The sequence below is a fragment of the Geothrix terrae genome (assembly GCF_022808775.1).
Lineage (GTDB): Bacteria > Acidobacteriota > Holophagae > Holophagales > Holophagaceae > Geothrix > Geothrix terrae.
The window spans coordinates 116,724-143,082 of the sequence record NZ_JAKZLA010000002.1; the positions used below are offsets into that span (position 1 = coordinate 116,724).

Annotated in this window: 18 protein-coding genes; 13 read left to right on the forward strand and 5 right to left on the reverse strand. The window is 60.3% G+C overall.

The window, feature by feature from the left end:
- Positions 1 to 3 precede the first annotated feature (3 nt).
- From MLE42_RS03625 to MLE42_RS03665, 9 genes are all read left to right on the forward strand, one after another.
- Complete coding sequence (locus MLE42_RS03625; protein ID WP_243286523.1) at positions 4 to 3,093, forward strand: MdtB/MuxB family multidrug efflux RND transporter permease subunit; 3,090 nt, start codon at positions 4 to 6, stop codon at positions 3,091 to 3,093.
- On the forward strand, positions 3,090 to 6,182 hold the full coding sequence (locus MLE42_RS03630; protein WP_243286524.1) for a multidrug efflux RND transporter permease subunit: 3,093 nt from the start codon (positions 3,090 to 3,092) through the stop codon (positions 6,180 to 6,182). Before MLE42_RS03625 ends, MLE42_RS03630 begins: the two co-directional genes overlap by 4 nt.
- A gap of 7 nt (positions 6,183 to 6,189) precedes the next feature.
- Entirely contained in the window at positions 6,190 to 6,723 is a 534-nt protein-coding gene (locus MLE42_RS03635) for a hypothetical protein (RefSeq protein ID WP_243286525.1), read from the forward strand.
- Positions 6,724 to 6,826: 103 nt separating this feature from the next.
- Positions 6,827 to 8,806, forward strand: a complete 1,980-nt coding sequence (gene aspS, locus MLE42_RS03640; protein WP_243286526.1) for an aspartate--tRNA ligase — start codon at positions 6,827 to 6,829, stop codon at positions 8,804 to 8,806.
- Between the two features lie 165 nt (positions 8,807 to 8,971).
- Positions 8,972 to 10,297 carry an SMP-30/gluconolactonase/LRE family protein gene (locus MLE42_RS03645; RefSeq protein WP_243286527.1) on the forward strand — a complete coding sequence of 442 codons (1,326 nt, stop codon included), beginning with the start codon at positions 8,972 to 8,974 and terminating at the stop codon, positions 10,295 to 10,297.
- An 82-nt stretch (positions 10,298 to 10,379) separates the two neighbouring features.
- On the forward strand, positions 10,380 to 11,204 hold the full coding sequence (gene amrB, locus MLE42_RS03650; RefSeq protein ID WP_243286528.1) for an AmmeMemoRadiSam system protein B: 825 nt from the start codon (positions 10,380 to 10,382) through the stop codon (positions 11,202 to 11,204).
- Positions 11,179 to 11,760 (forward strand): AmmeMemoRadiSam system protein A, encoded by a 582-nt coding sequence (amrA, locus tag MLE42_RS03655; RefSeq protein WP_243286529.1) that lies wholly within the window; start codon positions 11,179 to 11,181, stop codon positions 11,758 to 11,760. The genes amrB and amrA overlap by 26 nt, the downstream gene beginning before the upstream one ends.
- Before the next feature lie 4 nt (positions 11,761 to 11,764).
- Complete coding sequence (gene amrS / locus MLE42_RS03660) at positions 11,765 to 12,859, forward strand: AmmeMemoRadiSam system radical SAM enzyme (protein ID WP_243286530.1); 1,095 nt, start codon at positions 11,765 to 11,767, stop codon at positions 12,857 to 12,859.
- Positions 12,860 to 12,967: 108 nt separating this feature from the next.
- Complete coding sequence (locus tag MLE42_RS03665; RefSeq protein ID WP_243286531.1) at positions 12,968 to 13,423, forward strand: YbhB/YbcL family Raf kinase inhibitor-like protein; 456 nt, start codon at positions 12,968 to 12,970, stop codon at positions 13,421 to 13,423.
- A gap of 11 nt (positions 13,424 to 13,434) precedes the next feature.
- Here the strand turns inward: MLE42_RS03665 and MLE42_RS03670 are convergent, their stop codons facing one another.
- Positions 13,435 to 13,965: a flavin reductase family protein gene (locus MLE42_RS03670; protein ID WP_420843074.1), complete on the reverse strand. Its 531-nt coding sequence runs from the start codon at positions 13,963 to 13,965 to the stop codon at positions 13,435 to 13,437.
- A 127-nt stretch (positions 13,966 to 14,092) separates the two neighbouring features.
- Here MLE42_RS03670 and MLE42_RS03675 point away from each other — a divergent pair, with 127 nt between their 5' ends.
- The 4 genes from MLE42_RS03675 (at position 14,093) to MLE42_RS03690 (ending at position 15,986) form a co-directional block, all read left to right on the forward strand.
- A complete protein-coding gene (locus MLE42_RS03675) occupies positions 14,093 to 14,551 on the forward strand; it encodes an SRPBCC family protein (protein WP_243286533.1) in 459 nt (152 codons plus the stop codon).
- Complete coding sequence (locus tag MLE42_RS03680) at positions 14,538 to 14,882, forward strand: ArsR/SmtB family transcription factor (RefSeq protein WP_243286534.1); 345 nt, start codon at positions 14,538 to 14,540, stop codon at positions 14,880 to 14,882. The genes MLE42_RS03675 and MLE42_RS03680 overlap by 14 nt, the downstream gene beginning before the upstream one ends.
- Before the next feature lie 180 nt (positions 14,883 to 15,062).
- A complete protein-coding gene (locus tag MLE42_RS03685; RefSeq protein WP_243286535.1) occupies positions 15,063 to 15,521 on the forward strand; it encodes an SRPBCC family protein in 459 nt (152 codons plus the stop codon).
- Between the two features lie 204 nt (positions 15,522 to 15,725).
- A complete protein-coding gene (locus MLE42_RS03690; RefSeq protein WP_243286536.1) occupies positions 15,726 to 15,986 on the forward strand; it encodes a hypothetical protein in 261 nt (86 codons plus the stop codon).
- 611 nt (positions 15,987 to 16,597) lie between these two features.
- Here the strand turns inward: MLE42_RS03690 and MLE42_RS03695 are convergent.
- The 4 genes from MLE42_RS03695 to MLE42_RS03710 form a co-directional block, all read right to left on the reverse strand.
- Positions 16,598 to 18,814 (reverse strand): AAA family ATPase, encoded by a 2,217-nt coding sequence (locus MLE42_RS03695; protein WP_243286537.1) that lies wholly within the window; start codon positions 18,812 to 18,814, stop codon positions 16,598 to 16,600.
- Positions 18,815 to 19,073: 259 nt separating this feature from the next.
- Positions 19,074 to 19,262 (reverse strand): DUF4926 domain-containing protein, encoded by a 189-nt coding sequence (locus tag MLE42_RS03700; RefSeq protein ID WP_243286538.1) that lies wholly within the window; start codon positions 19,260 to 19,262, stop codon positions 19,074 to 19,076.
- Positions 19,259 to 21,628, reverse strand: coding sequence for an RHS repeat-associated core domain-containing protein (locus MLE42_RS03705; protein ID WP_243286539.1), 2,370 nt, complete (start codon positions 21,626 to 21,628; stop codon positions 19,259 to 19,261). The genes MLE42_RS03700 and MLE42_RS03705 overlap by 4 nt, the downstream gene beginning before the upstream one ends.
- An 18-nt stretch (positions 21,629 to 21,646) precedes the next feature.
- Complete coding sequence (locus MLE42_RS03710; RefSeq protein WP_243286540.1) at positions 21,647 to 26,203, reverse strand: RHS repeat domain-containing protein; 4,557 nt, start codon at positions 26,201 to 26,203, stop codon at positions 21,647 to 21,649.
- Positions 26,204 to 26,359 lie beyond the last annotated feature (156 nt).

Below are 26,359 nucleotides of genomic sequence, written 5' to 3' on the forward strand. Positions count from 1 at the left end.
CCGATGAACCCATCCCGGCCCTTCATCCTCCGGCCGATCGCGACCTCGCTGCTGATGGCCGGGCTGCTCCTGGTGGGCCTGCTGGCCTTCCGCCAGCTCCCGGTCTCGGCCCTGCCCCAGGTGGACTACCCCACCATCCAGGTGGTCACCTTCTATCCCGGCGCCAGCCCGGACGTGATGGCCTCCGCCATCACCGCCCCCCTGGAGCGCCAATTCGGCCAGCTCCCGGGCCTGAACCGCATGTCCTCCTCCAGCTCCGGCGGCAGCTCGATCATCACCCTCCAGTTCGTGCTGGACCTGAACATCGACGTGGCCGAGCAGCAGGTGCAGGCGGCCGTGAACGCCGCGGGCACCTACCTCCCCCGCGACCTCCCCAATCCGCCCATCTACAGCAAGATCAACCCCGCCGACGCGCCCATCCTCACCCTGGCCCTCACCTCGAAGACCCTGCCCTTGTCGAAGGTCGAGGACTTCGCGGACACCCGCCTGGCCCAGAAGATCTCCCAGCTCCCCGGCGTGGGCCTCGTGAGCATCAGCGGCGGCCAGAAGCCCGCGGTCCGAATCCAGGCCAACCCCACGGACCTGGCGGCCAAGGGCCTCACCCTGGGCGACGTGCGCACCGCCGTGGCCCAGAGCAACGTGAACCAGGCCAAGGGCAGCTTCGACGGCCTGCGGCAGGCCTACGCCATCGGCGCCAACGACCAGCTGCTCTCCAGCGAGGACTACCGGCCCCTCATCGTGGCCTACAAGAACGGCGCGCCCGTGATCCTGTCCGAGGTGGCCACCGTCGCCGACGACGTGGAGAACGCGCGGCTTGCGGCCTGGATGAACCGCACGCCCGCCGTCATCCTCAACATCCAGCGGCAGCCCGGCGCCAACATCATCGCCGTGGTGGACCGGGTGAAGGACCTGATGCCCCAGCTCCGGGCCTCCCTGCCCGCCGCCGTGGAGCTCAACATCCTCACGGACCGCACGGTCACCATCCGGGCCTCGGTGGCGGACGTGGAGTTCGAGCTGATGCTCACCATCGCCCTGGTGGTCATGGTGATCTTCCTGTTCCTGCGCACCCTGGCCGCGACGGTCATCCCCAGCGTGGCCGTCCCGCTCTCGCTGGTGGGCACCTTCGGCGTGATGTACCTGCTGGGCTACAGCCTGAACAACCTCACGCTCATGGCCCTCACGATCTCCACGGGCTTCGTGGTGGACGACGCCATCGTGATGATCGAGAACATCATGCGCTACATCGAGGAGGGCGAGCCGCCCCTCCAGGCGGCGCTGAAGGGCTCGGGCCAGATCGGCTTCACCATCCTCTCCCTGACGGTGTCGCTCATCGCGGTGCTCATCCCCCTGCTCTTCATGGGCGACATCGTGGGCCGCCTCTTCCGCGAGTTCGCCGTCACGCTCAGCGTCACCATCCTGGTGTCCGCGGTGGTGTCGCTCACCCTCACGCCCATGATGTGCGCCAAGCTGCTGAAGCACACGCCCCCCTCGGAGCAGGGCCGCTTCTACCAGTCCTCGGAGCGGATCTTCCAGCGGATCATCGCCTTCTACGGCCGCACCCTCTCCTGGGTGCTCAAGCACCAGACCGGCACCCTCGTGGTGGCCGTGGCCACCCTCGCGTCCACGGTGCTGCTCTACATCGCCATCCCCAAGGGCTTCTTCCCGGTGCAGGACACCGGCGTGCTCCTGGGCATCTCCGAGGCCTCCCAGACCGTGTCGTTCTCCGCCATGGCCGAGCGGCAGCAGGCCCTCGCCGCGGAGATCCTCAAGGATCCGGCCGTGGAGAGCCTGTCCTCCTTCATCGGCATCGACGGCACGAACACCACCCTCAACAGCGGGCGCATCCAGATCAACCTCAAGCCCCTCGAGGAACGCGGCCTCAGCGCCATGGAAGTCATCCACCGCCTCCAGCCCGAGCTGGCGAAGATCCAGGGCATCCGCCTGTACCTCCAGCCCATCCAGGATCTCACCGTGGAGGACCGGGTCAGCCGCACCCAGTACCAGTACACCCTCGAGGACGCGGACCCGAAGGAGCTGGGCACGTGGGTCCCCCGCTTCGTGGAGCGCATCTCGTCGCTGCCGGAGCTCAGGGATGTGGCCAGCGACCAGCAGAACGCCGGCCTCCAGGTGCGCATCGTCCTGGACCGTGCCACCGCCTCGCGCCTGGGCATCACGCCCCAGATGCTGGACGACGCGCTCTACGATGCCTTCGGCCAGCGGCAGGTCTCCACCATGTTCACCCAGCTGAACCAATACCGCGTGGTGCTGGAGGCGCCTCCCGGCCAGTACCAGAGGCCCGAGGATCTGCAGAACATCTACGTCCGCTCGGCCTCCGGCGGGTCCGTGCCCCTCAGCGCCTTCACCCGCATCGAGACCGTCACGGCGCCCCTGGCCGTGAACCACCAGGGGCAGTTCCCGACCACCACTGTCTCCTTCAACCTGGCCCCCGGCGCTTCCCTCGGCGACGCGGTGAAGGCCATCCAGCGCGCCCGGAACGAGCTCGACATGCCCGCCAGCATCAAGACGGGTTTCCAGGGCACGGCACAGGCGTTCGGCGCCTCGCTCACGAACACGCCCTTCCTCATCCTCGCCGCGGTCCTGACGGTCTACATCCTGCTGGGCGTGCTGTACGAAAGCTACATCCACCCCGTCACGATCCTCTCGACCCTCCCCTCCGCCGGCGTGGGCGCCCTGCTCTCGCTCATGATCTGCCGGACGGACTTCAGCGTCATCGCGCTGATCGGCATCATCCTGCTCATCGGCATCGTGGAGAAGAACGCCATCATGATGATCGACTTCGCGCTGGAGGCCGAGCGCAAGGACGGCCTGCCGCCGGAAGATGCCATCTACCAGGCCTCCCTGCTGCGCTTCCGGCCCATCATCATGACCACCATGGCGGCCCTGCTCGGGGGCGTGCCCCTGGCCCTGGGCACCGGCGTCGGCGCCGAGCTGCGCCGGCCCCTGGGCATCGCCATCGTGGGCGGCCTCATCTTCAGCCAGATCCTCACGCTTTACACGACCCCCGTGATCTACCTGGCGTTTGACCGCCTCGCGCGCCGCGTGCGCGGCGCGCGCCGGACCTCAGCCGAATGAGCATCTCCACCCCCTTCATCCATCGCCCGGTGGCCACCACGCTGCTGACGGTGGCCCTCGCCCTGCTGGGCGCCATCGCCTACCAGTTCCTGCCGGTCTCGCCCCTGCCCCAGGTGGAGTTCCCCACCATCCAGGTCTCGGCAGGCCTGCCCGGCGCGAGCCCCGAGACCATGGCCTCCTCCGTGGCGACACCCCTGGAACGCCAGTTCGGCCGCATCGCGGGCATCACGGAGATGACTTCCGCCAGCTCGCTGGGATCCACGAACATCACGCTCCAGTTCGACCTGAGCCGCAACATCGACGCGGCCGGCCGGGACGTGCAGGCGGCCATCAACGCCGCCCGCGGCGACCTGCCCTCGAACCTGCCGAACAACCCCTGGTACCGGAAGGTGAACCCGGCCGATTCGCCCATCCTCATGCTGGCGCTGACGTCGAACATGATTCCCCGGGAGCGCATGTACGACGTGGCCTCCTCGGTCCTCCAGCAGAAGCTGTCCCAGGTCCAGGGCGTGGGCCAGGTCTTCGTGTGGGGCGGCGCGCTGCCGGCGGTGCGGGTGGACGTGAACCCCGCGGCTCTGAACGCCCAGGGCATGGCCCTGGAGGACGTCCGCCTCGCCATCGCGGCCGCCAACATCAACCGGCCGAAGGGGGACATCGCCAGCCCCACCACCACCTGGTCCCTGTCCACCACGGACCAGCTGATGAAGGCCGCGGACTACCAGCCCCTCATCGTGAGGTACCGGAACGGCAACGCCGTGCGCCTGTCGGACGTGGCCCAGGTCACGGATTCCGTGGAGAACGTCCGCAACCGCGGCCTCTCGAACGGCGTCCCCGCCATCATCATCCCCATCTTCCGCCAGCCGGACGCCAACATCATCGACACCGTGGACCGGGTGCGGGCCATCCTCCCCCAGCTCCAGGCCTCGCTGCCGCCCACCATCGAGCTGAAGGTGCTCATCGACGCCACCCGCACCATCCGCGCCTCGGTGAAGGATGTGCAGCTGGCCATGAGCATCTCCATCGGCCTGGTGATCCTGGTGGTGTTCATCTTCCTGCGCAGCGTACGGTCCACCCTCATCCCCAGCGTGGCGGTGCCCATCTCCCTCATCGGCACCTTCGGCGCCATGTACATGCTGGGCTACACCATCGACAACCTGTCGCTCATGGCGCTCACCGTGGCCACGGGTTTCGTGGTGGACGACGCCATCGTGGTGGTGGAGAACATCACGCGCCACCTCGAGGACGGCATGCAGCCCATGGAGGCCGCTCTCTACGGCGCCAAGGAAATCGGCTTCACGGTGGTCTCCATCAGCATCTCGCTGATCGCCGTGTTCATCCCCATCCTGCTCATGGGCGGCATCGTGGGCCGGCTCTTCCGCGAGTTCGCCGTGACCCTCTCCGTGGCCATCCTGGTGTCCATGGTGGTCTCCCTCACCACCACCCCCATGATGTGCTCGCGCCTGCTGCGCCCCCACGCCGAGGAGCGGCACGGCCGCGTCTTCATGGCCACGGAGCGGGCCTTCCAGTGGGTCATGCACCACTATGAGACCTCGCTGGCCTGGGTGCTTCGACACCAGCGCTTCACCCTCGGCCTGGCCCTGGGCACCATGCTCGCCACCGTGGGCCTCTACGTGGTCATCCCCAAGGGTTTCTTCCCCCAGCAGGACACGGGCCGCCTCACCGGCTCCATCCAGGCCGCCCAGGACATCTCCTTCGCGGGCATGGAGAAGCTGATGACGGGCTATGTGGCCATCGTCCAGGCGGATCCCGCCGTGGAGAACGTCACCGCCTTCATCGGCGGAGGCAACACGGGCCGCATGTTCTGCTCGCTGAAGCCCAACGACCAGCGGAAGGAGACCGCCGACCAGGTCATCGCCCGCCTGCGGGGGAAGACTGCCCACCTGCCCGGCGGCACGCTCTACATGCAGCCGGTACAGGACATCCGCATCGGCGGCCGGCCTTCCAGCTCCCAGTACCAGTACACGCTCCAGGGCGATGACGCCCGGGAGCTGTTCGACTGGGCCCCGAGGGTGCTCCAGAAGCTCCGCACGGTGCCCCAGCTGGCCGACGTCAACACGGACCTCCAGAACAAGGGCCTGGAAGCCTCGCTGGTCATCGACCGCACCAGCGCCTCGCGCCTGGGCATCACGCCCCAGTCCATCGACAGCACCCTCTACGACGCCTTCGGCCAGCGCTTCGTCTCGACCATCTACACCACCCTGAACCAGTACCACGTGGTCATGGAGGTGGACACGCCCTTCATGCAGACCCCCGACGGCCTGCGCCACACCTACGTGCGCGCCACCTCGGGCGACCTGGTGCCCCTCAGCGCCTTCACCCGGCTGGAGCGGCGGAACACGGCCCTCTCGGTGAACCACCAGGGCCAGCAGCCCTCGGTGACCCTCTCCTTCAACCTGCCGCCCGGTGTGGCCCTGGGTGACGCGGTGGCGGCCATCGACGCGGCCCAGCAGGAGATCCGCCTGCCCGGATCGATCCGCGGCAGCTTCATGGGCACGGCCCAGGCCTTCAAGGCCTCCCTGGCGAACCAGCCGCTGCTCCTGGCGGCGGCGCTGCTGGTGGTCTACATCGTCCTGGGCGTGCTGTACGAAAGCCTCATCCATCCGCTGACCATCCTGTCCACCCTGCCTTCCGCTGGCGTGGGGGCCCTGCTGGCCCTGCTGGCCTTCCGCACGGAGCTGAGCGTCATCGCCTTCATCGGCATCATCCTGCTCATCGGCATCGTGAAGAAGAACGCCATCCTCATGATCGACTTCGCCATCGAAGTCGAGCGGCGGGAGGGCAAGACCCCGGAGGAGTCCATCTTCCAGGCCTGCCTGCTGCGGTTCCGGCCCATCACCATGACCACCATGGCGGCCATGCTGGGCGGCCTGCCCCTGGCCATCGGCATGGGCACCGGCTCCGAACTGCGCCGCCCCCTGGGCATCGCCATCGTGGGCGGCCTCCTCTTCAGCCAGCTCCTGACCCTCTACACCACTCCGGTCATCTACCTCTACATGGACCGGGCCCGGCTGCGGTGGGCGCGGTACCGGGCTGCCCGCCGCGCCCTCGCCCCCGTCATCGAAAGCTGAGGACGCCTTGGCCTCGGGCGGCTGGTCCAGGGAAGCACCCCAGCCATCCTTCCGGGGCGCTTCCCTGGGCCTGAAGGTGGTGCTGGGGATTCTGGCCATCCCCGCCGTCCTGGTGCTGTTCCTCCTCGGCCAGTCGAAGGCGGTCGAAGCCCAGGCCTGGCCCGTGATCCGCCGGGTCGCCCTCCGGCTGCAGACCGACGCCGAGGCGGGGCGGCTCTACCGGGCCAACCCGGCGCTGGCGAGGACCTACCCCACCGAGGAGGCGTTCCTCGAGCAGGTGCGGGCCTACCGGTTCCAGTTCGCCAGCCTGCCGGACCAGCAACCCAAGGCCGACCGCTACGAATGCCATGCGGGACCCAACGGGTTCCGGGCCTCCGTGCAGGGCTCCGGCGGGTCCTGGGCCACCTTCGAGGTGAGGCAGGACATCCTCCTCGAGAAAGTGCCGGGGGAAGGCCTCCTCCGGCTGGCGTTCTCGCCGGCCCGGGAGCCCAGCGGCCCCAAGCGGCGGGCCCTCCGGAAAGCCAGGGGCGGACCGGACTGAGGGCCGGGCTGGAAGCCGCATCCTTATGCCGCAGGCCCCGTGGCGCCCGGCCTACGGCCCCGCCGCTTGAGCCGGCCCCCTCGGGGTGCGATCCTGTAAGGCTATGAAACTCGATCGGCTCGGCGACTTCCAACGCACCCACCGCAACGGCGACCTGCGCCTCGACCACGCGGGACAGGCCGTGCGCCTGCTCGGCTGGTGCCGGCGCGTGCGCAACCTGGGCTCCCTCGTGTTCCTGGACCTGCGCGACCGCTGGGGGCTGGTGCAGCTGGTGGCCAACGAGGAGACCGCCGATCCCGAGCTGCTGGCCCGGCTCAAGGCCGTGCGCAGCGAGTTCGTGCTGGCCGTCGAAGGCGTGGTGGCCGAGCGGGAGAGCAAGAACCCGAACATGGCCACCGGCGACATCGAGATCCGCCTCACGGGCCTGAAGATCCTCAACACCGCCGCTCCACTTCCCTTCCCCCTGGAGGACGAGGGCGTGGGCGAGGATCTGCGCCTCACCTACCGCTTCCTGGACCTGCGTCGCGAGCAGCTCCAGCGCAATCTGGTGCTCCGCAGCGAGGTGGCGAACCTCACCCGGAACCACTTCCGGGAGCTGGACTTCATCGAGGTCGAGACGCCCATCCTCACCAAGTCCACGCCGGAAGGCGCCCGCGACTACCTGGTGCCCAGCCGCGTCCACGCCGGCGAGTTCTTCGCGCTGCCCCAGAGCCCCCAGCTCTTCAAGCAGCTGCTCCAGGTGAGCGGCTTCGAGCGCTACGTCCAGATCTGCCGCTGCTTCCGCGACGAGGACCTGCGCGCCGACCGCCAGCCCGAGTTCACCCAGATCGACATCGAGATGAGCTTCGTGCGCCAGGAGGACGTCCAGGGCGTCATCGAGCCGCTGATGGTGAAGCTGGCCAAGATGGTCGGCAAGGACGTGACCGCGCCCTTCCCCCGCCTCCCCTACCGGGATGCCATGGAGTGGTACGGATCCGACAAGCCCGACCTCCGCTGCGCCATCAAGATCCAGGACGTCACCGGCCTTTTCGCAACAAGCGGATTCAACCTCTTCCGCGCCGCCTCCGAGAGCCAGGGCCACCGCCGGGTGCGGGCCCTGTTCTTCCCCGGCGAGGCCGCGGGTTCCCTCAGCCGCAAGCAGCTGGACGAGCTGGGCGAAACGGCCAAGCAGCTGGGCGCCGGCGGCCTGCCCTACGCCAAGTGGGGCAAGGACGGGCTCTCCAGCAGCTTCAAGAAGTTCCTCGAGCCCGCGGATGAAGCCGCCCTCCGGCAACGTCTCAGCGCGGCCGGGGATGGCCTGGCCATCTTCGCCGTGGGACCCGACGCCCAGACCAGCCGCGTGCTGGGCGAGCTGCGCCTCCGCCTCGCCCGCCAGTTCGGGATGCTGGACGAGTCCCGGTTCGACTTCCTCTGGGTCGTGGACTTCCCCCTGCTGGAGTGGAGCGGCGAGGATGACGGTGAGGGCCGCTTCGTGGCCTGCCACCATCCTTTCACCAGCCCGCATCCGGAGGACCTGGACCTGCTGGAGACGGATCCCGCCCGCTGCCGCGCCGTGGCCTACGACCTGGTGCTCAACGGCTTCGAGGTGGGCGGCGGAAGCATCCGCATCCACGATGCCGAGACGCAAAGCCGGATGTTCCGGGCCATCGGCATCGGCCCCGAGGAGGCCCGCGCGAAGTTCGGCTTCCTGCTGGACGCCCTCAGCTACGGCGCCCCGCCCCACGGCGGCCTGGCCCTGGGCCTGGACCGTCTCGTCATGCTGCTGGCGGGCGTGGACAACATCCGCGAGGTCATCGCCTTCCCCAAGACCGCCCAGGCCCGCTGCCTCATGACGGACGCCCCCAGCCCCGTGGACGAACGGCAGCTCCGCGAACTGCACCTGGTCACGGAAGCCCACCAGACCTACCGGGTGGGCGCCGTGTTCTTCGAGAGCGCCGAAGGAGGCAGCCCCGAATTGCGCGGCCAGGCGCTCCAGCAGATCAGCCAGATGACCCCCCGCCAGGCCCAGGGCCTCGTCACCCTCGACGCCCAGGGCCAGATCCTCGATGCCCAGACCCTCAGCGGGCCGACCTTCGAGTTCTGAGGCCCTCCGTGGAACCTTACCGGTCGAGCGGCCACCATTCATGGGATCCTCCCATTCGGCGAGACCCGGTCCACCCTTCCATCACGCTTCGGCCCACGGGGTCTAGTTTTTCGGAGAGATTCGATGATCCAGGGATGTCCTAGCCCGGTCGGGGCCGCCGGTTCGATGCGGGCCCGGCTCCTATCCCTATCGGTGATCCTCCTCCTGGCGCTGGGCCTGGCACTGGGGACGGCCTGTTCCGGCCACAAGTCCGCCGACGCCTCCGCACCGGGCACGCCACCGGCCATCACCACCGCCCCGGCGAGCGCCAGCACCGTCACCGGCCGCCCGGTCACCTTCACGGTCACCGCCACCGGAGCCGCCACGCTGTCCTACCAGTGGGCCAAGGATGGCCAGAGCATCCTGGGCGCCATCAGCTCCAGCTTCACCCTCTTCCAGCCCAGGGTCGAGGACGCGGGCAACTACACCGTGACCATCACCAATCCCAACGGCACCATCACCAGCGGCATCGCCACGCTGACCGTGGCCGCCGCCGTGGTGTTCCCGGCGCCGGTGGGCCTGGCCTATGACGCCTCGGGCAGCCTCTTCGTGTCCGACATGGACGATCACACCATCTGGAAGGTGGACGCCACGAACCACAAGACTCTCCTGGCGGGCAGCTCCGGACTGGCCGGTTCCGCCGACGGCCTGGGCACGGACGCGCGGTTCAGCCATCCGGGCGGCCTCGCCATCGATCCCGCGGGGAACCTGCTGGTGGCCGACACGGGCAACCACACCATCCGGCGGATCGCGCCCGACGGCACCGTGACCACCCTGGCCGGCGCCGCGGGACTGCCCGGGACCGCGGACGGCCCCGGCGCCCAGGCCCGCTTCAACGCCCCTTTCGGCCTGGCCGCGGACGCCACCGGCGGGGCCTACATCGCCGATGCCCAGAACCACACCATCCGCTACCTGGCCGCGGACGGAACGGTCTCCACCTACGCCGGCAAGGCCGGCGCGCCGGGGCTCGTGGATGGGACCGCCACGGCCGCCCAGTTCAACCAGCCCAACGGGATCACCCTGGCGCCGAACGGGACCCTGTACGTGGCGGATTACGGCAATTCCTGCATCCGGGCCATCGCGCCGGGCGCCGTCGTGACCCGACTGGCCGGGCAGGCCAGCACCTACGGCTTCGCCGACGGCAACGGCCTCTCCGCCGCCAAGTTCAATTCCCCCGTGGGAATCGCGCTGGATGCCGCCGGGGTCCTGTGGGTCGCCGACACCCAGAACCACGCGATCCGGCGCATCGGGACCGACGGCACGGTCAGCACCCCCGCCGGGACGGGCGGCACGGCCGGCAACGCGGACGGGACCGGCACCGCGGCCCTCTTCTACCGGCCCTGCGGCATCGCCGTCACCCCCGCGGGCAACCTGGCGGTGGCCGACACGGCCAACCACCTCCTGAGGACCGTGACCCCCGCCGGCGTCGCCACGACCTTCCTCGCCCCCTGAGCGGGGTCCCTTCCCACCCTTTCTCTCCGCAACCCCTGGCCCGGTCCGGTCCAGGGGTTATTTTTGCGGCATGGACACGACGATGGATGTCCGTGCGGCCGCGGTGGCCGGGATTTTCTACCCGCGGGAGAGCAGCGAGCTGAGCCAGGCCATCCAGGCGATGTTCGCGGACGCCACCGGGGCCAATCCCTGGCTGGGGCCCCCCAAGGCCCTGATCGTCCCGCACGCGGGCTATGTCTACTCCGGGCCCATCGCCGCCAGCGCCTACGCGTCCCTGAACCGCCTGCGGGGCATCATCCGGCGGGTGGTCCTGCTGGGCCCGGCCCATCACGTGCCCGTGGTGGGCCTGGCCCTGCCCGGCGTCTCCGCCTTCGACACCCCCCTCGGGCGGATTCCCGTGGATGCCGCGGCCGCGGAGACCCTCCGGCCCCTGGCCGGCGTGACGACAAGCCCGGCCGCCCATGCGAGGGAGCATTCGATCGAAGTCCAGCTGCCCTTCCTCCAGCAGGCCCTGGGCACCTTCCAGCTGGTGCCCCTAGCCGTGGGCCATGCCACCGCCGAGCGCGTGGCGGAGACCATCGAGGCCGTCTGGGGAGGGATGGAGACCCTGATCGTGGTGAGCTCAGATCTATCCCACTACCTGCCCTACGAGCGGGCGCAGGCCCTGGACCGCCGCACCTGCGCCAGCATTTCGGACCTGGACCTGCTGGCCAGCCACGACCAGGCCTGCGGCGCCACGGCGGTGAACGGGCTGCTGCTGACCGCCCGGCACCACCGGTTGACACCTCATCTGATGGACCTGCGCAACTCCGGAGACACGGCCGGGGACCGCGACCACGTGGTGGGCTATGCCGCCTTCGCGTTCGTCCAGGAGGGCGCCCATGACCCATCCGCACGCGAGCATTGACTGGGGTCCCCCCCTGCTGCGGATCGCCCGCGGCGCCATCGCGGAAAAACTGGGCATGGCGGCGTCGCCGGTTCCGACCGCCGGCTGGCTTGAGGAACCCGCCGCCACCTTCGTCACCCTCCACCGCCTGGGCCAGCTCCGGGGCTGCATGGGCACCCTGGAGCCGCGGCGGCCCCTCGGCGAGGATGTGGCCGAGAATGCCCGGCAGGCGGCCTTCCACGATCCCCGCTTCCCGCCCCTGGCCCGCAGCGAATTCACCGACCTCAGGGTGGAGGTGTCCCTTCTCTCCGACCTCGAACCGCTCCCCTTCAACAGCCAGGCCCATCTGCTGACCCTGCTGCGGCCGGAGGAAGACGGCCTGGTGCTGGAATGGCAGGGGCTGCGGGGCGCCTTCCTGCCCCAGGTCTGGGATCAGCTGCCCGAACCCGCGGACTTCCTGGCCCATCTGAAGCGGAAGGCCGGCCTGCCCATGGCGTTCTGGGATGACGGCATCCGGATCGCCCGGTTCACGGTGACGCGCTTCCACGAGGAGGCCGAGGTGGGCAGCCCCGGGTAGCGCCATGGATTCCGCCACCCATCTCGCCCCCCACCGCGCCCGCTGGTGGCATCGCCTGGACGATGGGCGGCTCCAGTGCGACCTCTGCCCCCGCGACTGCAAGCTGGGCGAAGGCCAGCGCGGCGCCTGCTTCGTTCGGCAGAATCTGGGCGGCGGGATGGTGCTCACCACCTACGGCCGCTCGTCGGGCTTCTGCGTCGATCCCATCGAGAAGAAGCCTCTGAATCATTTCCTCCCGGGCTCGCGGGTGCTGTCCTTCGGCACCGCGGGCTGCAACCTCATGTGCAAGTTCTGCCAGAACTGGGACATCAGCAAGGCGAGGGACATGGACCGCCTCACGGACCGGGCCTCTCCGGATGGCATCGCGGGGGCCGCGGCCGCCTCCGGATGCCGGAGCGTTGCCTTCACCTACAACGACCCGGTGATCTTCGCGGAGTACGCCATGGACGTGGCCGACGCCTGCCACGAGCGGGGCCTCCGCACCGTCGCCGTGACGGCCGGCTACATGCACGCCGGGCCCCGGCGGGCCTTCTACGCCAAGATGGATGCCGCCAACGTGGACCTCAAGGCCTTCACGGAGGGGTTCTACGCGCGGCTCTCCGCAGCCCACCTCCAGCCGGTGCTGGACACGCTCCAGTACCTCCGGCACGAGACGGACACCTGGCTGGAGATCACCACCCTCCTCATCCCGGGACAGAACGATTCGAGCGAGGAGCTCGCGGCCCTGTCCGCCTGGATCGCCCGGGAGCTGGGCCCGGATGTGCCCCTGCACTTCACCGCCTTCCACCCGGACTACAAGATGACGGACCTGCCCCGGACGCCGACGTCCACCCTCACCCGCGCGCGGGAGATCGCCCGGGCCGCAGGCCTCCGCTACGTCTACACCGGCAACGTGCATGATGCCACCGGGGGGACGACCCATTGTCCCGGCTGCCAGGCCGCCCTCATCGTCCGGGACTGGTACCGGATCGAGCGGAACCGCCTGACCGCCGCCGGTCGCTGCCCGGATTGCGGGACCAAGATCCCCGGGCATTTCGAAACGACCGCCCTGCCCTTCGGCAACCGCCGCATCCCGGTCACGATCCCCCCGGACGATTGAGGCGCCCCTCCCCCGCAGGCGTACCTTGAAGCCATGCTCTCCGCGCTGCTGCTTCCCATCCTGCTCGCCCCCTCATCAGGCGGCCCAGCGCCCCGAAAGGAGGCCCGCATGGAACTCCGGATCCCAGCCTTTCCCAATGGCGGCACCGTTCCTCGGGTCCACACCGCCGATGGCGCCGACCGCTCCCCGGTTCTCCAGTGGGGCGAGCCGCCCGCAGGCACCGCCGCCTTCGCCCTGATCGTGGACGACCCCGATGCCCCCGTCGGCACCTGGGTCCACTGGGTCCTCTATGATCTGCCGGGCACGGCCCGGTTCCTCGCGGAGAACCAGCCCCGCACGGCCGATCTCCCAGGCGGGGGCCGCCAGGGCAAGAACAGCTGGGGCCGCCTGGGCTGGAATGGCCCCTCGCCCCCACCTGGAAAGCCCCACCGCTACTTCTTCCGCCTCCTGGCCCTCTCGGCCCCGCTGGGCCTCCCCGCCAGCGCCAGCCGGGCCCAGGTGGACGCCGCGATGAAGGGCAAGGTCCTGGCCGAGGGCACCTGGATGGGCACCTACGGGCGCTGAGCGGCCGAGCCTCAGGGCTTGCCGGACTTCAACCGGATCGTCTCGCCATCCACCACGAAGACGCCGTATCCCTGGTGGTGGAGGGTCTTCGGCTTCTTCTGCGCGGGGTCGATCCAGGCCTGCACCACCTCCAGCACGAAGAGGTTGTAGCGGTTCACGAAGCGCGTGTCCGCGACCCGGCACTCCAGGTTCGCGAAGCACTCGGCCACCAGCGGCGCGGCCACCTTCTTCGCCGGCAGGGGCGTGAGGCCGAAGGCCGCGAACTTGTCCACGTCGCGGCCCGAGGCGTTGCCCACCTTCACCACCTGCTTCGCCAGCCCGGCCGCGGGGATCGCGATCACGCATTCCCGCGTCTTCCGCAGGGCCTCGAAGCTGTGGTTGGCGCCACTCACCAGGCAGCCCACCAGGGGCGGGTTGAACTCCATCATCATGTGCCAGGACATGGCCATGACGTTGGCGCGGCCCCGCTGCGCCGTGGCCAGCAGCACCACCGGCCCCGGCTCCAGCAGGGTGTACACCTCCGAGAGTGGAAGGGCCTTCATCATGGGCGCCCCCTCTCTCCAAGCCTACGCCGAGCCGGAAGCCCCGAATCAGCTCCAAAAGCAAAAAATGCAACCAATGGGTTGCATCAATCCCCAATCCGTCTAACATGCAACCAGGAGGTTACACATGACGGCATCGAGCACCGACTGCATCAGGAAGGAGATCCATCTCCGCGCGCCCCGGACACGGGTCTGGAAGGCGCTGTCGGACGCCGAGGAGTTCGGAACCTGGTTCGGGATGAAGCTGGAGGGGCGCTTCGTGCCCGGCCAGCCGGTCTTCGGACGGATCACCCATCCCAACTACTCGCACATCCACCTGGAGATGAGGATCGAGCGCATGGAACCGGAGCGCCTCTTCTCCTACCGCTGGCACCCCTACCCCATGGACGTGAAACGGGACTACTCGGTCGAACCCATGACCCTCGTGGAGTTTCACCTCGAGGCGGCCGAGGGTGGCACCCTGCTCAAGGTGATGGAGTCCGGCTTCGACCAGTTGCCGCCCGATCGGCGCGACGAGGCCTTTCGCATGAACGATGCCGGGTGGGCGGGCCAGCTGCCCCGGATCGAACGCCATGTCACGAGCTGAGGCCCTCTCCCCCGCGCGGCTGAAGGACGCCGCGCCCCTCTTCGCCGCCCTGGGGGATGCGACGCGCTTGGGCCTGCTTGTCAGCCTCTGCTCCGGCGGACCGCTCACGGTCACGCGCCTCAGCGGCCAGTTCGACGTCTCCCGGCAGGCCATCACCAAGCATCTCGACGTGCTGGCCGAAGCGGGCCTCGTCAAGAGCGCCCGCCACGGACGAGAGCGCATCTGGACCTTTGAGCCCAAGCGCCTCGAGGATGCCCACCAGTATCTGGAGCGCCTGTCCAGGGAGTGGGACGTCGCCCTGGGGCGGCTCAAGGCCTTCGTCGAAACCTGACATCCAGAGGAGGCCCATGCCCCAGTCCTGACCCTGTGAAGCCCACTTCGGGCTCGAAGAACTCGCCGATCGTGCCTGGCGTCATTCCCTTTTTCGTGTACTGAAACGAACTCAAAACCGATTTATCGCCTGCAAGTGCAGGTGAAGCGGGCTGTGCCCCGAAAACACAACGGAGGTTCTATGGTCGACATCATTCATCGCGTGGGAATCAAGGCTTCACCGGAAAAGGTGTACTCCGCATTGACGACCCTCGAAGGCCTGGCGCACTGGTGGACTGAAGACACGGAAGGGAATGCCGCGCTTGGCGGGACCATCAGGTTCTCCTTCCGGTCGCCCGCCGGGGATTTTATCGGGAAGATGGCGATGACGGTCCAGGAGCTCAAGGCTCCCGACGAGGTGCGATGGCTCTGCACCGAGGGCCCCTCGGATTGGGTGGGAACGTCGATCACCTTCCAGCTTTCCCGGCAGGACAACCAGACCATCGTCCTGTTCGGTCACCGGAACTGGGCTGAGTCGACCGAGTTCATGGCCCACTGCAGCATGAAGTGGGCGACCTTCCTCCTGAGCCTTCGCGCCTACGTGGAGACCGGCGCCGGAAAGCCATCCCCCGGCGACCTGAAGATCGATAACTGGAATTGAGGGCTGCGAGTACGGCGTTGAGGCCCTGGAATCCGGTGCCGCGGAACCAGGGCCCAATCTCTTGATCGGCCCTACAATCACAACCAAGCCGTCGAACCATCTGGAGAGCAGAAACCTGAACCTCACGCTCCGCCACAAGGCCCAGGCCATTCTCCGAGAGGCAGCTGGGACCTGACGCCGCCTCCGGTGGTCTGGTCGCCCCGCATGGCGCGGTGCGCAGGGCTCTTCGTCATCGAGAAGGATTTCCGCGGCAAGTGGCACCCGGAGATCCGCCTCAGCATCCCCCTCCTGCGCCGCCGGGACTGGCCCTGGCCCCAGCAGGTGTGCGGGATGAACTGCCACACACCCGACGACGTTCAGCGGCGCATCCTCGAGCACGAGTTGATCCACTTCAAGCTCAGCCTCGTCCGAACCGCCCTTGAATCAGCTAGTTCAGCCGCACAAGGAACAGCCCGGACAGTCTAGATGACAGGTGCAACCTTCAGGCCAAACCGCCAGGAGGAACCCCACCGATGACCGGCGTTTCCGGGCTGGGGTAGAAAGAAGAGATTTCATCGGGGTTCCTACATTTGAGCGAAGACGTGCGCCAGGGAGGGTCGGTTTGATGGGGCTGATGGACAACGCACGTACTCCAGCCGGGTAGCACGTATGATCTCCTGCCCACGGCTGGGTAGTCAGCTCACGACTGCGCAGAAGACAACAGCCCCAGAGTTGAATACTCTCCACAAAGGGTAAGGTAAGGCGATGCTCAAATGGCTTCGCACCCCTGAAGCAGTTGACGCTCATTTCGGGGAAGGAGCCTACCAAGGAGTGAAAGATGAAGTGGGCGAATACGCGCACTGGCGCAAGCTATGGCGTCGAGTGATCGAAAAGCACCGTGCTTTAGCTCCAGCGAGGAATGCAGCACTGAAAGCACTTCGCGCCCAGGTTATGGCATGTCGGAAACTTGGGATTACTGATGCAGAAATCGTTGGTGATGTTCGGTTCATTATGAGCCCTGGCATGTGGCGCTTCGCTTCCTAGCAACCCTCAGATAGCCCTTACAGCCCCAGGAGGAGTCATCTCCCTGGGGTTTATTACGCAGGCTCTTCCATGGCTTCGCCCATCATCATCCTGTAGTGAGCGTCATGCCCTAGTTGGTCAAAAATCGCCTTGAACACCCGAAGGTTTGCCTCAAGTGCCGCATCGTCATCCACAGTAATTGAGAGGTCATCTTGAATTGAATGCGAACCGTCATGAGTCCAGGAGACAAGGGATTGGCAAATCAACTTGTCTGAGCCCTCGAACTTGCTACAGATTTCGTCAAAATCGATCCCACCAAGAATCTTGAAGTAGTGCTCAAGAATTCGTCGCATGGTGTTTTGGATTGTATGCATGGAAGGGCTCGAACTGCGAATTTCTTCCCACAAGAGGTCATATGAAGACTTCACGGGGTTCTGCTTAAAGCAGACCACATTCGAGCGACCTTTCCGTTTTCGGACGACCCAGAAAGTCTCCTCTCTAGCTCCCTTAGCTTTTGGTGATTTATGCGTTATTTCCTTATGGAAGTATGCATTGTGTGTTAATAAGAAAATTTGTTTGAGGGGTCCATCTCCTTTCCATGCCTGAGCGAAAAGATCCTTGATCAGGGTGCTCACGACAAACAGCACTTCACTATCAAGACTGGATACCGGGTCATCAATAACAACCACCCGGTCCTCCGTGATCCCAGAGTTGGTTGAGCTTCCGGCAATTGAGAAGTAGAAGTAGAGGAAGCACACGAAGGACTTCTCCCCCTCGCTTAGCGTCTTCTTCGCTTCAGTCCCATCCTCTCTGAGAAGCTGATAAGCGGTCCCTCCAGGAGCAATTGCTAGCCGAAATGCGTTGAACCCGAAATTATTTAGAACTCTGTTGATACCGTCTACCGTTGGTTTGACGCTTGTGGTCTGCTTCTCCAATTCAAGGAGTTCGGAGGTCTTTACTCGTAACTCCTCCTGGGTCTCCTTCAACTTCAATTCGAGTGCAGAAATGCCATTGGTCAATCCAGTCTTACGCTCGTGGTAGATCTCTAGATCTGCTTTCAGCTCGACCTCGACGAGGAATTTCCAGATCTGCGAGACGAGGGTAGCGCGCTCCTTTGGCAAATTCGCCACCATCTGGTTTTGCTGACGGATCGTAGAATTGGCTTGATCGATTATGGTCTTCGCTTCAGTCAGTATCTCGCTTGTAGACTTAAGGCTCACGACCTGACTGGGGATTCTGATTTTCTCATTGAGAAGCATCAAATTTGAGGCGATAAGTGTATCTAGGGCAATCTGGACAGCCTTGAGCCTCTCGGAATCTAAGGCAGAGTGGCGAAGCTGTGCGGCAGCCTCTAGAATTGCCTGCACACGCGAGCCTTGAGCGGTGTATTGCTTTGCTAGGGTCTCAATAGCATTCAGATCTGCCTTGAAGGACTCATCGAAGTAATCATTCAGGTCCTGGGCTAGGGTTGATGGAGCTAGCTGCTGACAGAAAGGGCAGTATCCCTCATTTGAATTGAAATATCCCCGCCCTTCCTGGACCCAATCGCTATTCCCTAGCCGCTTGATCATCGCCGCAATATCAACATCTTCCCTGCCGACGACGACCTTGCTCAATATCGGATCTTCTTCGCTTGCCCTCAACTCATCGCCAGTGAATGAGACAAGTTCAGCGATTATCATGGGCTCTGACCCGAACAATGTCTCAGCCTTTGCCTGGAGCTGTTCCAACTTAAGAACTTCTGACTTATTTTTCGCTTCCTCATCGAGGAGCTTGGTCTTGAAGGTCTCCCGGTTGTTTAAGGTCCCCTTAAGGGCAACCTTGAACTCCTCTTCATGACCCTGTTTGCTTACCCAGAACCTTTCTTTGAACTCATCTTCTAGGGAAGACAGTTCCCCCTTCTTTCCCTTAGTTCCATCTTCCCCACTCAGAGTTCGCCTCAGAACCGTGATTCGGCTCTCAAGATCTCCTTGTTCGTCCTTAGTTTTCTGAATTTGCTCTAACAAGACCTTGCTCGCAGAGCCGAGGGTAAAAATGCCTGTCAGCTCTTTACTTTGGTCAAAATTCTTCTCGATGAAGTCTTGATTGTAGACAAGTGACTTCAGCTTCGCGCCAGCCTTCCAGATCACCCTGCTTTGGGGCGAGTAGCCTTCGTCAGCGATGATTCGACTAATGGTGGTCTTGCCGGAGCCATTCGCTCCGAACAAGAAATTGACCTTCTTCAGACCACCCAGAACCTCAGGAGCCCCACTGTAAGTAGCAATGGTGGAAATGGAGATCGTCTCAATCATTGCCCTTCTCCCTACCAGATGCATCGGCAAGAACCACATGGATAGGACCATCAAAGTGCGGATGGGTTCCTATGTCCATCAAAACCACCCGAACGGTAGTGTATTGACCGTTGAACGGCAGTGACTTGGCATCGATCTAACAAAACGCTCTCAGCCATCACCACCACACAAAGCAAAGCCCACCATCTCGGTGGGCTTGCTTGCATCACTTCGCTTCCTGGTGAGGCTCGGAAGGGTTAAAACCAGGGAACAGAAGGTCTCATGCGGGTTCTAGTTGCTCTAATTTCAATGTCAACAACGCGATTGTGTTCCCTGTTGGATCGAGGAATTCGACCTCGAAAGGACCCTCTGATTCCTTCCAAACATGAACAATTGCCCCGACACTTCCTGAATCCAACCCATGCTCAGGAATCGACTTTCGCAATTTCACAACATCGAGTTCTTTCATTTCGCTACCTCCTTCAATTTCTCAGGGATGGCTGTCACCAATCGAACAACACCGTCCTTGTTTTTAATCCAAGCAAAGGTCATATCAATCGTCTTTCCATTCGCACCGGTGATGCTGATGGTCTGATTGAACTTGGTCCCGAACTCAGTAACCCCCGTTTGAGTGGCGGTGCTGGGGTCAAACTTGATCTGTTTCGCCAGATCCGCCATGTTGTCCTTGGTGAAACCAAGCGCCTGCTTGAACCATTCTGCCTTTGATCCGCCGACTGGATGATCCGGATTCAAAAGGTAGCGAGATAGCTTGTCCGACACGCTCTGTTCTGTCTGCAATGCCTGCGATCCTCGCGACATCAGGTCCTTGGCTCCATTCCAGAGAGCCGCCCCAGTGGTTGTTAACCATCCAAGCCCAGACCTTCCTGCGTTCATTAGGGCAGCGCCTGCTCCAAGTTCCGAGGCTGCGCCCAAGGTTAGCCCAGCACCAGCGAGGACGACCCCTCTGCCAGCTTCTGCCCGTAGTGCCTCTCTGATCTGGGGCTCGGTCATACCAGCCCGTCTCATGCCCTCGATCTTCCACTGCGTCTCCTGGTGGGGCACAGCCTGCTGACCATTCGGGTCCATCAGCATCGTTGGCTGATTACGCACATAGCTATAAATATTCCAGCTCTGCGTCTCCTCAAAATGCTGATCCCTCGCCGGGTCCGGACTCAGGAACCTGCCATACATGGGCGCGTAGAACCGCGCCTGCATGTATATGAGCCCTGAGGGGTCAGTTTGCTCATGGTTGGTGAAACCTTTGGTAAACTTGGCTACCGAGACAGGATCGGCAAGTTGCTCTCCAAAAGGTAAGAACTTCTGTTCGGACTCAACAAGACCTGTGGGTCCCACCAGAAATCTCGGACTCCCCAAATGATCCACCAGGATCACGTGCACCCCCTGAGCATCTACCTCAGTGACTTCTTTGGTTCCTACGTAAACAATATCTTTCCTCCACCTCAGCACCCATCCAGGTACATGAACCATGGCGTTACCGTAGCAACTTGGATCTTGCGAACTGATAGCCCTCACTACGTAGTCCCCTGGGGTGGCCGGGGCGGTATAAAGGCCGTTTGGCGTGATTGTTCCTCCTCCGGCGCTTACCACACTCCAAGTAACAGATTGGTTGGGGGCCCCAGACCCAGTTACCGCGGCACTGAATTGCTTGGTACTCCCACCGCTTACGGTCGTGCTATTTGGGGTGACCGTCACTATTACCGGAACGACGGCGATAGTGGTCGTCGCGCTTTTAGTTGGATCCGCGACACTCTTCGCGGTCACGACATATGTACCTTGTGCGCTTGCCGTAAATACTCCAGCAGAATTGATAGTTCCTCCACCATTCACAGACCAGGCCACTGTTGAATCAATCGCATTAGAGACGACTGCACTGAGGGTAATTGCTCCCCCCACAAAGGTTTGGCCCGATGAAGGATTTGGCACAGGGGTTCCTATAGTCACCGTGGCCACAACTCCAGTTGCAATTGCGCTCTTAGTGCCATCCTCTATACTTGTAGCTTTTACCGTAAATGGACCGGAAGCCGTCCCAGTAAAAAGGGTATCTGTCGCGGAGCTTCCGCTTAGTAGACCACCCGTTGCAGACCAACTAACGCCCTGGTTAGCTGGCGTCACTGTCGCGCTGAAGGACCTTGTTTCACCGAATTTTAGCCCTGCAGAACCGGGAGTGATGCTGACACCTACGGTATAGATCGTGACTGTCACTGATGAAGAACGGCTCCCTGCCCAATTTTGAGCAACTAATGTGTAGGTGGTTGTAGAAGCAGGATATACCACGATGGAGGTTCCAGTTACAGAACCAACACTCGATACGGACAAACTGTCAGCGCCAGAGACGGACCAACTAAGGGTGACGGGTTTCCCAGTTCCAACTGTAGTTGAGCTTGCTGAAAAGCTGTTGATGGTAGGAGGAGCAATAACTGTTATGGTGCGAGTCGCAGTAGCATAAACTGCTTTGTTTGCCCAAGAAAGGCAATTACCATCATAATCATAGGACTTGCAAATTCTGTAAGAAAAGGAAACTGTTAGGGTGGCAGTGAAGGCCCCAGGACTAGAATATGCATGTGTTGTAGATACTCCTGAGCCGCTTGTTCCATCTCCAAAATCCCAACTATAACTTGTTACATAATAGGAATCCCGACCTAATGAATCTGTGCTTGTTGCCGTAAAATTTATCACTTGTGTGGTAGCCACTGTAATCGCGCTAGAGGGTGAAGTGATCGTCGCTTCCGCAGGATCTGCCCGCAGGAGTCCAGCGACCATGAGCAGAAGAAATCCAACCAGCAGAGCACCTGCACTTCGGATGGCCTTGATCACGGTTCGAGCCCTCATGATCTACTCCTTCACCAGTTCGTACTCGGACACCAACTGGCGTATTTCGTTGTAAATCCGGTACTGTTTTTTCTGTAGGTTTTGCGAGGCGACACTCCCTTGATAGACTTCCGTCAGCACACGCAATCCTTGATCGTCGTACGTATAAACTTCGACGATATTCCGAGAAGCATCTGCCATGGTCTTTACGCGTCCCAGGGCATCGTACGTCATGGAGAGTTGCTTGCTGGAATCCCCCAAGGCTCCGTAAATTCTTATCAGATTGCCCTGCACATCGTAACCAGCTCCAGTAAATGCACCAGTGGTCGTTGTACCTGGAAGTTGATTTCTTCCAATCAAAGCCGCATCAGACGTATTGAAGATATAGGTTGAACCTTTGGCGGTCGGCGTCGTCACCCAGGAACCGGGTATGGGTGGGGCTCCCCCTGCTGGCCAATTGAGGACAGCCTTTGAATCCAAATTCGATCGGTTTCCAAAGCTGTCATACCCGATAAGCTGACCTATGGCGCTAGACGAATTGTTTGTTTTCCCAGTAGAAGGATCCAAATCTCTTGTTAGTATAGTCGTCAGTCGCCCCAAGGGATCGTAGCCGTACCAATCCTCCGTATCAGAGAGAATATGACCTTGAGGATCGTAGGAATAGGTCCAGGCCTTCAGAGTGTTCACCCCTTGGGTATGAGTCATTCGAAGTAGACGTGTTTGGTCTCTGTCGTAACCGAAAAAACTATTGGCACTATTGGAATATGCGATTGAGCTCATTCCCCAATGTACGGGATCGTACGAAATATTTACCAGGCTTGAATTGTTGAAAGTCGTGCCATTCGGTAAATTCATCATTGAATGATATAGATTGGTTTGCGTTTGTCCACTGGGGTAAACTCGAGTTTTAATATTTCCATATTCATTGTAGGTAAGCGACTGAATAAACGATGTTTGATCGCTCAAATATAAATTATAATCTGAAATTCTGCCATTTAAGCCACCATAACCGATCGCCTTAGTTACCCCGCCTGAAACGGCTGTCGTGAGCCTGCCATTGGAATATCCGCGGCTCGACTCATCATACCTAAATACATTATTAATGCTGCCATCGTTGGAATCAGTCGAGAGCAATCGTCCCTGAGTGTCGAAACTGGAGGTGATGGCCCTGACCCCAGCAACTGAATAAGCAGAACTATCTGTTCCAGAAAGCGTTGCTGGTCTCCATCCTCGTGGTAATCCATATACGGTATTAGCTGGATTACCGATTACGTCGAAGTTCGTGTAATAGGTCACACCACTCTCGGGTTGGTCGAGAGCAACCAGACGGCCTAACCCATCGTAAATCCAATTCCGGGTCTGAACCAACCCAGTTCCAACCGCATCCTTGCCCACCCCTGAACTGGTCGAATATTGGTGGACGGCAGTAATTCTATCAGCCGAATCGTAATCATAGGTTGTCACCTGATTGAGGGCATCCACAACCTTCACCAACCGATTCAAAACATCGTACACATATGCGGTCGTTGCACTCTGTGTGGTTCCTGGTGCGACCGTAATAACTTTCGCCAATCCCTGAAAATTGGTGGTCGTTTGAATGCCGTTCGGGTCCACATGGTTGATTACTCGATCATACAGGTCATACGCCAACTGGGTTCCCAGCGCAGGAAGCGACTGGTCCCACCCCTGATTAACACCGACACCATCCAACCAGATGGTTTCCCATATTTTTCGTCCAGATGGGTCATATCCGAACTTTTTATAACTAGAGTGGCTCGCCGTGTCCTTTCGAGTCGCCCTTATTACCTCACCAAACGCATTGCGGAACGAAGCTTCTTCTTGGTCACCATGGGTAATTGTGAAGGAAGAAGTGTCGTCTGAATATACCACAGTACTTCCAATTTCAGGATTTGGGCGACGTTCGGAAGTGAGCCTTCCAAGGGAGTCCCATGTGTAAGAATAAGTAAATTTATTAATATCTGTAATTGAGTTAGGTGTTCCGTCAAGATTAATTATCCTGGTAGAAAAATAGCCGGCACCTAACTTTTGAACTTTGTTTAGACGGAATAATTCGTCGTAACCAAGATTTACTCCGACCGTTCCATCTGTTCCGAATTGACCATCTGAAGCAAGTGAAATCTTTTTTGGCACACCAATTGTATCGGTATCATAGGTATAATCTTTGCGAATATGAATGCCGTCCACAGCTCGAGTTTCTTCAGAAATCGTTATGCCATTCTTTATGTTAGACATTCGATATATGGATGGGAGTCGAGTCGTACTGTTTTCAAAAAAGTTCTTTTCAGTCCAGTCACCTAAATTGAAATAACCATCAAGAGTTTTGAATGTGGTCTTAACATTGCGGTCCACCATTCCATAAAATCCAGTCATGGTTTCGCTTCTTCCAGCAAGAGAGCTACTTAGCCTATTAACATCCAACTCAAGCGATGTCCATGGGTCAGATACATTCGGAATGGATATTTGATGGCCTTCCGTCCATTGACTAGAAGGCTTGTCCCATTTAAGTTTCCTCTCTATGTTAGCAATTTTTGTTGCCGCGTTCCAGCTGGTGATACGGGTTGGATAGTAGCGAGAATAAATTGATTTTCCGACCAATGGATCGGGGGCTACACCATAAGGGTGAGTATCAATTTTCGAATTATCTGAAGCATCCCACTCATCATAGAATTTTACCGAAAGCACCTGCAGATCGGGAACCAATACTCCTGGTTCCCAATTAGCTCCTGGAGAATAAACTCTTTCTTCAAATAAAGTTCCGGAATAAAAGGATTCGTACTTTGCTCGATCAGGCTCATTCATGAGGGCGATCGCACCGATTCTAGCTGAGGATTGAGGTGGAACAAACTTTCTCAAAACTATTCTTCCATCAGGTAAAGTTTCTGCCTCGTATGAATCTCGGTTAATCCATTGTCGGTCATACTGGTATATATAGTTTCCTTGTGTATCTTCTGGATTAAGAATTACATTTGTTGCAATTGGAACTCGCCTTGAATATGTAGTCAATCTTTCTACCCCAGACGATGAATCTTTATGACTAATTGACTTAACTGGCCAAGCCATGGGCTCCCAATCAGCGTTCTCATCATCTGTAGCGTGATAAATCATAGGCTCATATGTAAACTTAAACGATTCACCCCCAGGAAAAATAATTTCATCGATGGCTACTGCTGAAACATTCAATCCACTTGGAAGGTAAGGGAGGGTTCCATGTTGCCAAGCATAATGTATTTCGATATTGTATCCACTCATTTGATCTCGAATTAGGCTAGGTTGAATCAGCTCGTTCAGAACTTCATATACTGGACATGCGGGTAGATTTTTATTTCGATAATTCGAATTCATACCACTACGAATCGCTCCATCAATAGAAATAGAGCTGATTGTCGCACCATTATCAATGGTGGTACAACTAATACTTATCGCATTGTTGCCAATAGATGAATGCACTTCGGTTGGTGCACCAGCATCTGGAAGATTTAAATTTGAATTTAAAAAAATCAGACTCCCAACTACTTTTCTATTGGTTTTCAAATTATTGGCACATAACTCAGCTTCATAATCGAAGTTGTTCGCTCCATATGAAAATAAAATAGAATCCCCAAATCGATTTTTCATCGACGTTAACCTATAGCCAAAGCCAGAGATCCAGTATCGTGATGTTCCGGTTGGCATTCCGCAGCTGTCATACTCCGGAGGAGCCGGCACTTGAGAATAAGTAAAGTAATCATATTCATATGCAACATCATCTTTTATCAATAGATATCGCCCTGGCCCTCTTGCCGGGGAAGCCGAGTCCTGGTAAATTGACACATCTAGCTCATTTTGACCCAACAAAGAAAACAAGAGGCCATTGTTAGTACTTTTTGTTGATCCGTAAGTGGAAATATTACTTATTATATAGCCAAATTGCGTAAGCAAATTTGAATATGCATTAGGGTCAATCCTGTTTTCTGCTATGTTCGTTGTTGAGCACTCCGTTCCATCAGGTAAAATAATGGAACATTGAGTGGTATTTGGAACCATGGTCAGGCGCCCGGTGGCCATAACCTGTGTAAGAGTTCCTGTATCCTGACCAAAATCTGCGATTTCCCAAGTATCGTATCTTTTTTGAGAACCGGAACTAATAATTTGATCTGATGGCCCTGATACGGGTGATCCCGGTTCTATATCATTAGCATTATACGCTAGCACCACTGGACCATCACCATCGACCCAAGTATATAAATGATCGTTCCCAGTGCAATCAGAATAAACACCATAACCACAACTACCCGTTTGCACAGAACTTGTTTTTTGTGCAAGGTGAATCAGTATTTTTGGCCTAAAAAATAAGCCCCTCATGCCTATTCCCGGACCGAGAGGCATTTCAAATTTGATTTGTCCTGGTCCATGAATGACAGATACGAAGTCGTGTTTATAACTTTTTGACACTTCTTTATTGAGACCCAATGGTGAGAAAAAATTCTCTTGCCCGTGCAAGACAGTAGTCATACCTATAACCAGCAAGCAGGTACAAGCATGAAAATATTTTTGAATTATATCATTCTTTTTAACCGACATTAAATACTCCCAATAAATTGAGCAATCGATCGTGCATATTAAATAAAAGACCGAAAAATATTGAATGGGCTTAAACCCAAATATCAATCTAATGTAATTACTTGATAGATCATTTAAGACAAGTCTATAATATGTTTATTAAGATTATATTGTATT

Coding starts and splice junctions, on each gene's coding strand:
- MLE42_RS03625 (WP_243286523.1), top strand. CDS start 4: ATGAACCCATCCCGGCCCTTCATCCTCCGGCCGATCGCGACCTCGCTG.
- MLE42_RS03630 (WP_243286524.1), top strand. CDS start 3,090: ATGAGCATCTCCACCCCCTTCATCCATCGCCCGGTGGCCACCACGCTG.
- aspS (WP_243286526.1), top strand. CDS start 6,827: ATGAAACTCGATCGGCTCGGCGACTTCCAACGCACCCACCGCAACGGC.
- MLE42_RS03645 (WP_243286527.1), top strand. CDS start 8,972: ATGCGGGCCCGGCTCCTATCCCTATCGGTGATCCTCCTCCTGGCGCTG.
- amrB (WP_243286528.1), top strand. CDS start 10,380: ATGGATGTCCGTGCGGCCGCGGTGGCCGGGATTTTCTACCCGCGGGAG.
- amrA (WP_243286529.1), top strand. CDS start 11,179: ATGACCCATCCGCACGCGAGCATTGACTGGGGTCCCCCCCTGCTGCGG.
- amrS (WP_243286530.1), top strand. CDS start 11,765: ATGGATTCCGCCACCCATCTCGCCCCCCACCGCGCCCGCTGGTGGCAT.
- MLE42_RS03665 (WP_243286531.1), top strand. CDS start 12,968: ATGGAACTCCGGATCCCAGCCTTTCCCAATGGCGGCACCGTTCCTCGG.
- MLE42_RS03670 (WP_420843074.1), bottom strand. CDS start 13,965: ATGAAGGCCCTTCCACTCTCGGAGGTGTACACCCTGCTGGAGCCGGGG.
- MLE42_RS03675 (WP_243286533.1), top strand. CDS start 14,093: ATGACGGCATCGAGCACCGACTGCATCAGGAAGGAGATCCATCTCCGC.
- MLE42_RS03680 (WP_243286534.1), top strand. CDS start 14,538: ATGTCACGAGCTGAGGCCCTCTCCCCCGCGCGGCTGAAGGACGCCGCG.
- MLE42_RS03685 (WP_243286535.1), top strand. CDS start 15,063: ATGGTCGACATCATTCATCGCGTGGGAATCAAGGCTTCACCGGAAAAG.
- MLE42_RS03690 (WP_243286536.1), top strand. CDS start 15,726: ATGGCGCGGTGCGCAGGGCTCTTCGTCATCGAGAAGGATTTCCGCGGC.
- MLE42_RS03695 (WP_243286537.1), bottom strand. CDS start 18,814: ATGATTGAGACGATCTCCATTTCCACCATTGCTACTTACAGTGGGGCT.
- MLE42_RS03700 (WP_243286538.1), bottom strand. CDS start 19,262: ATGAAAGAACTCGATGTTGTGAAATTGCGAAAGTCGATTCCTGAGCAT.
- MLE42_RS03710 (WP_243286540.1), bottom strand. CDS start 26,203: ATGTCGGTTAAAAAGAATGATATAATTCAAAAATATTTTCATGCTTGT.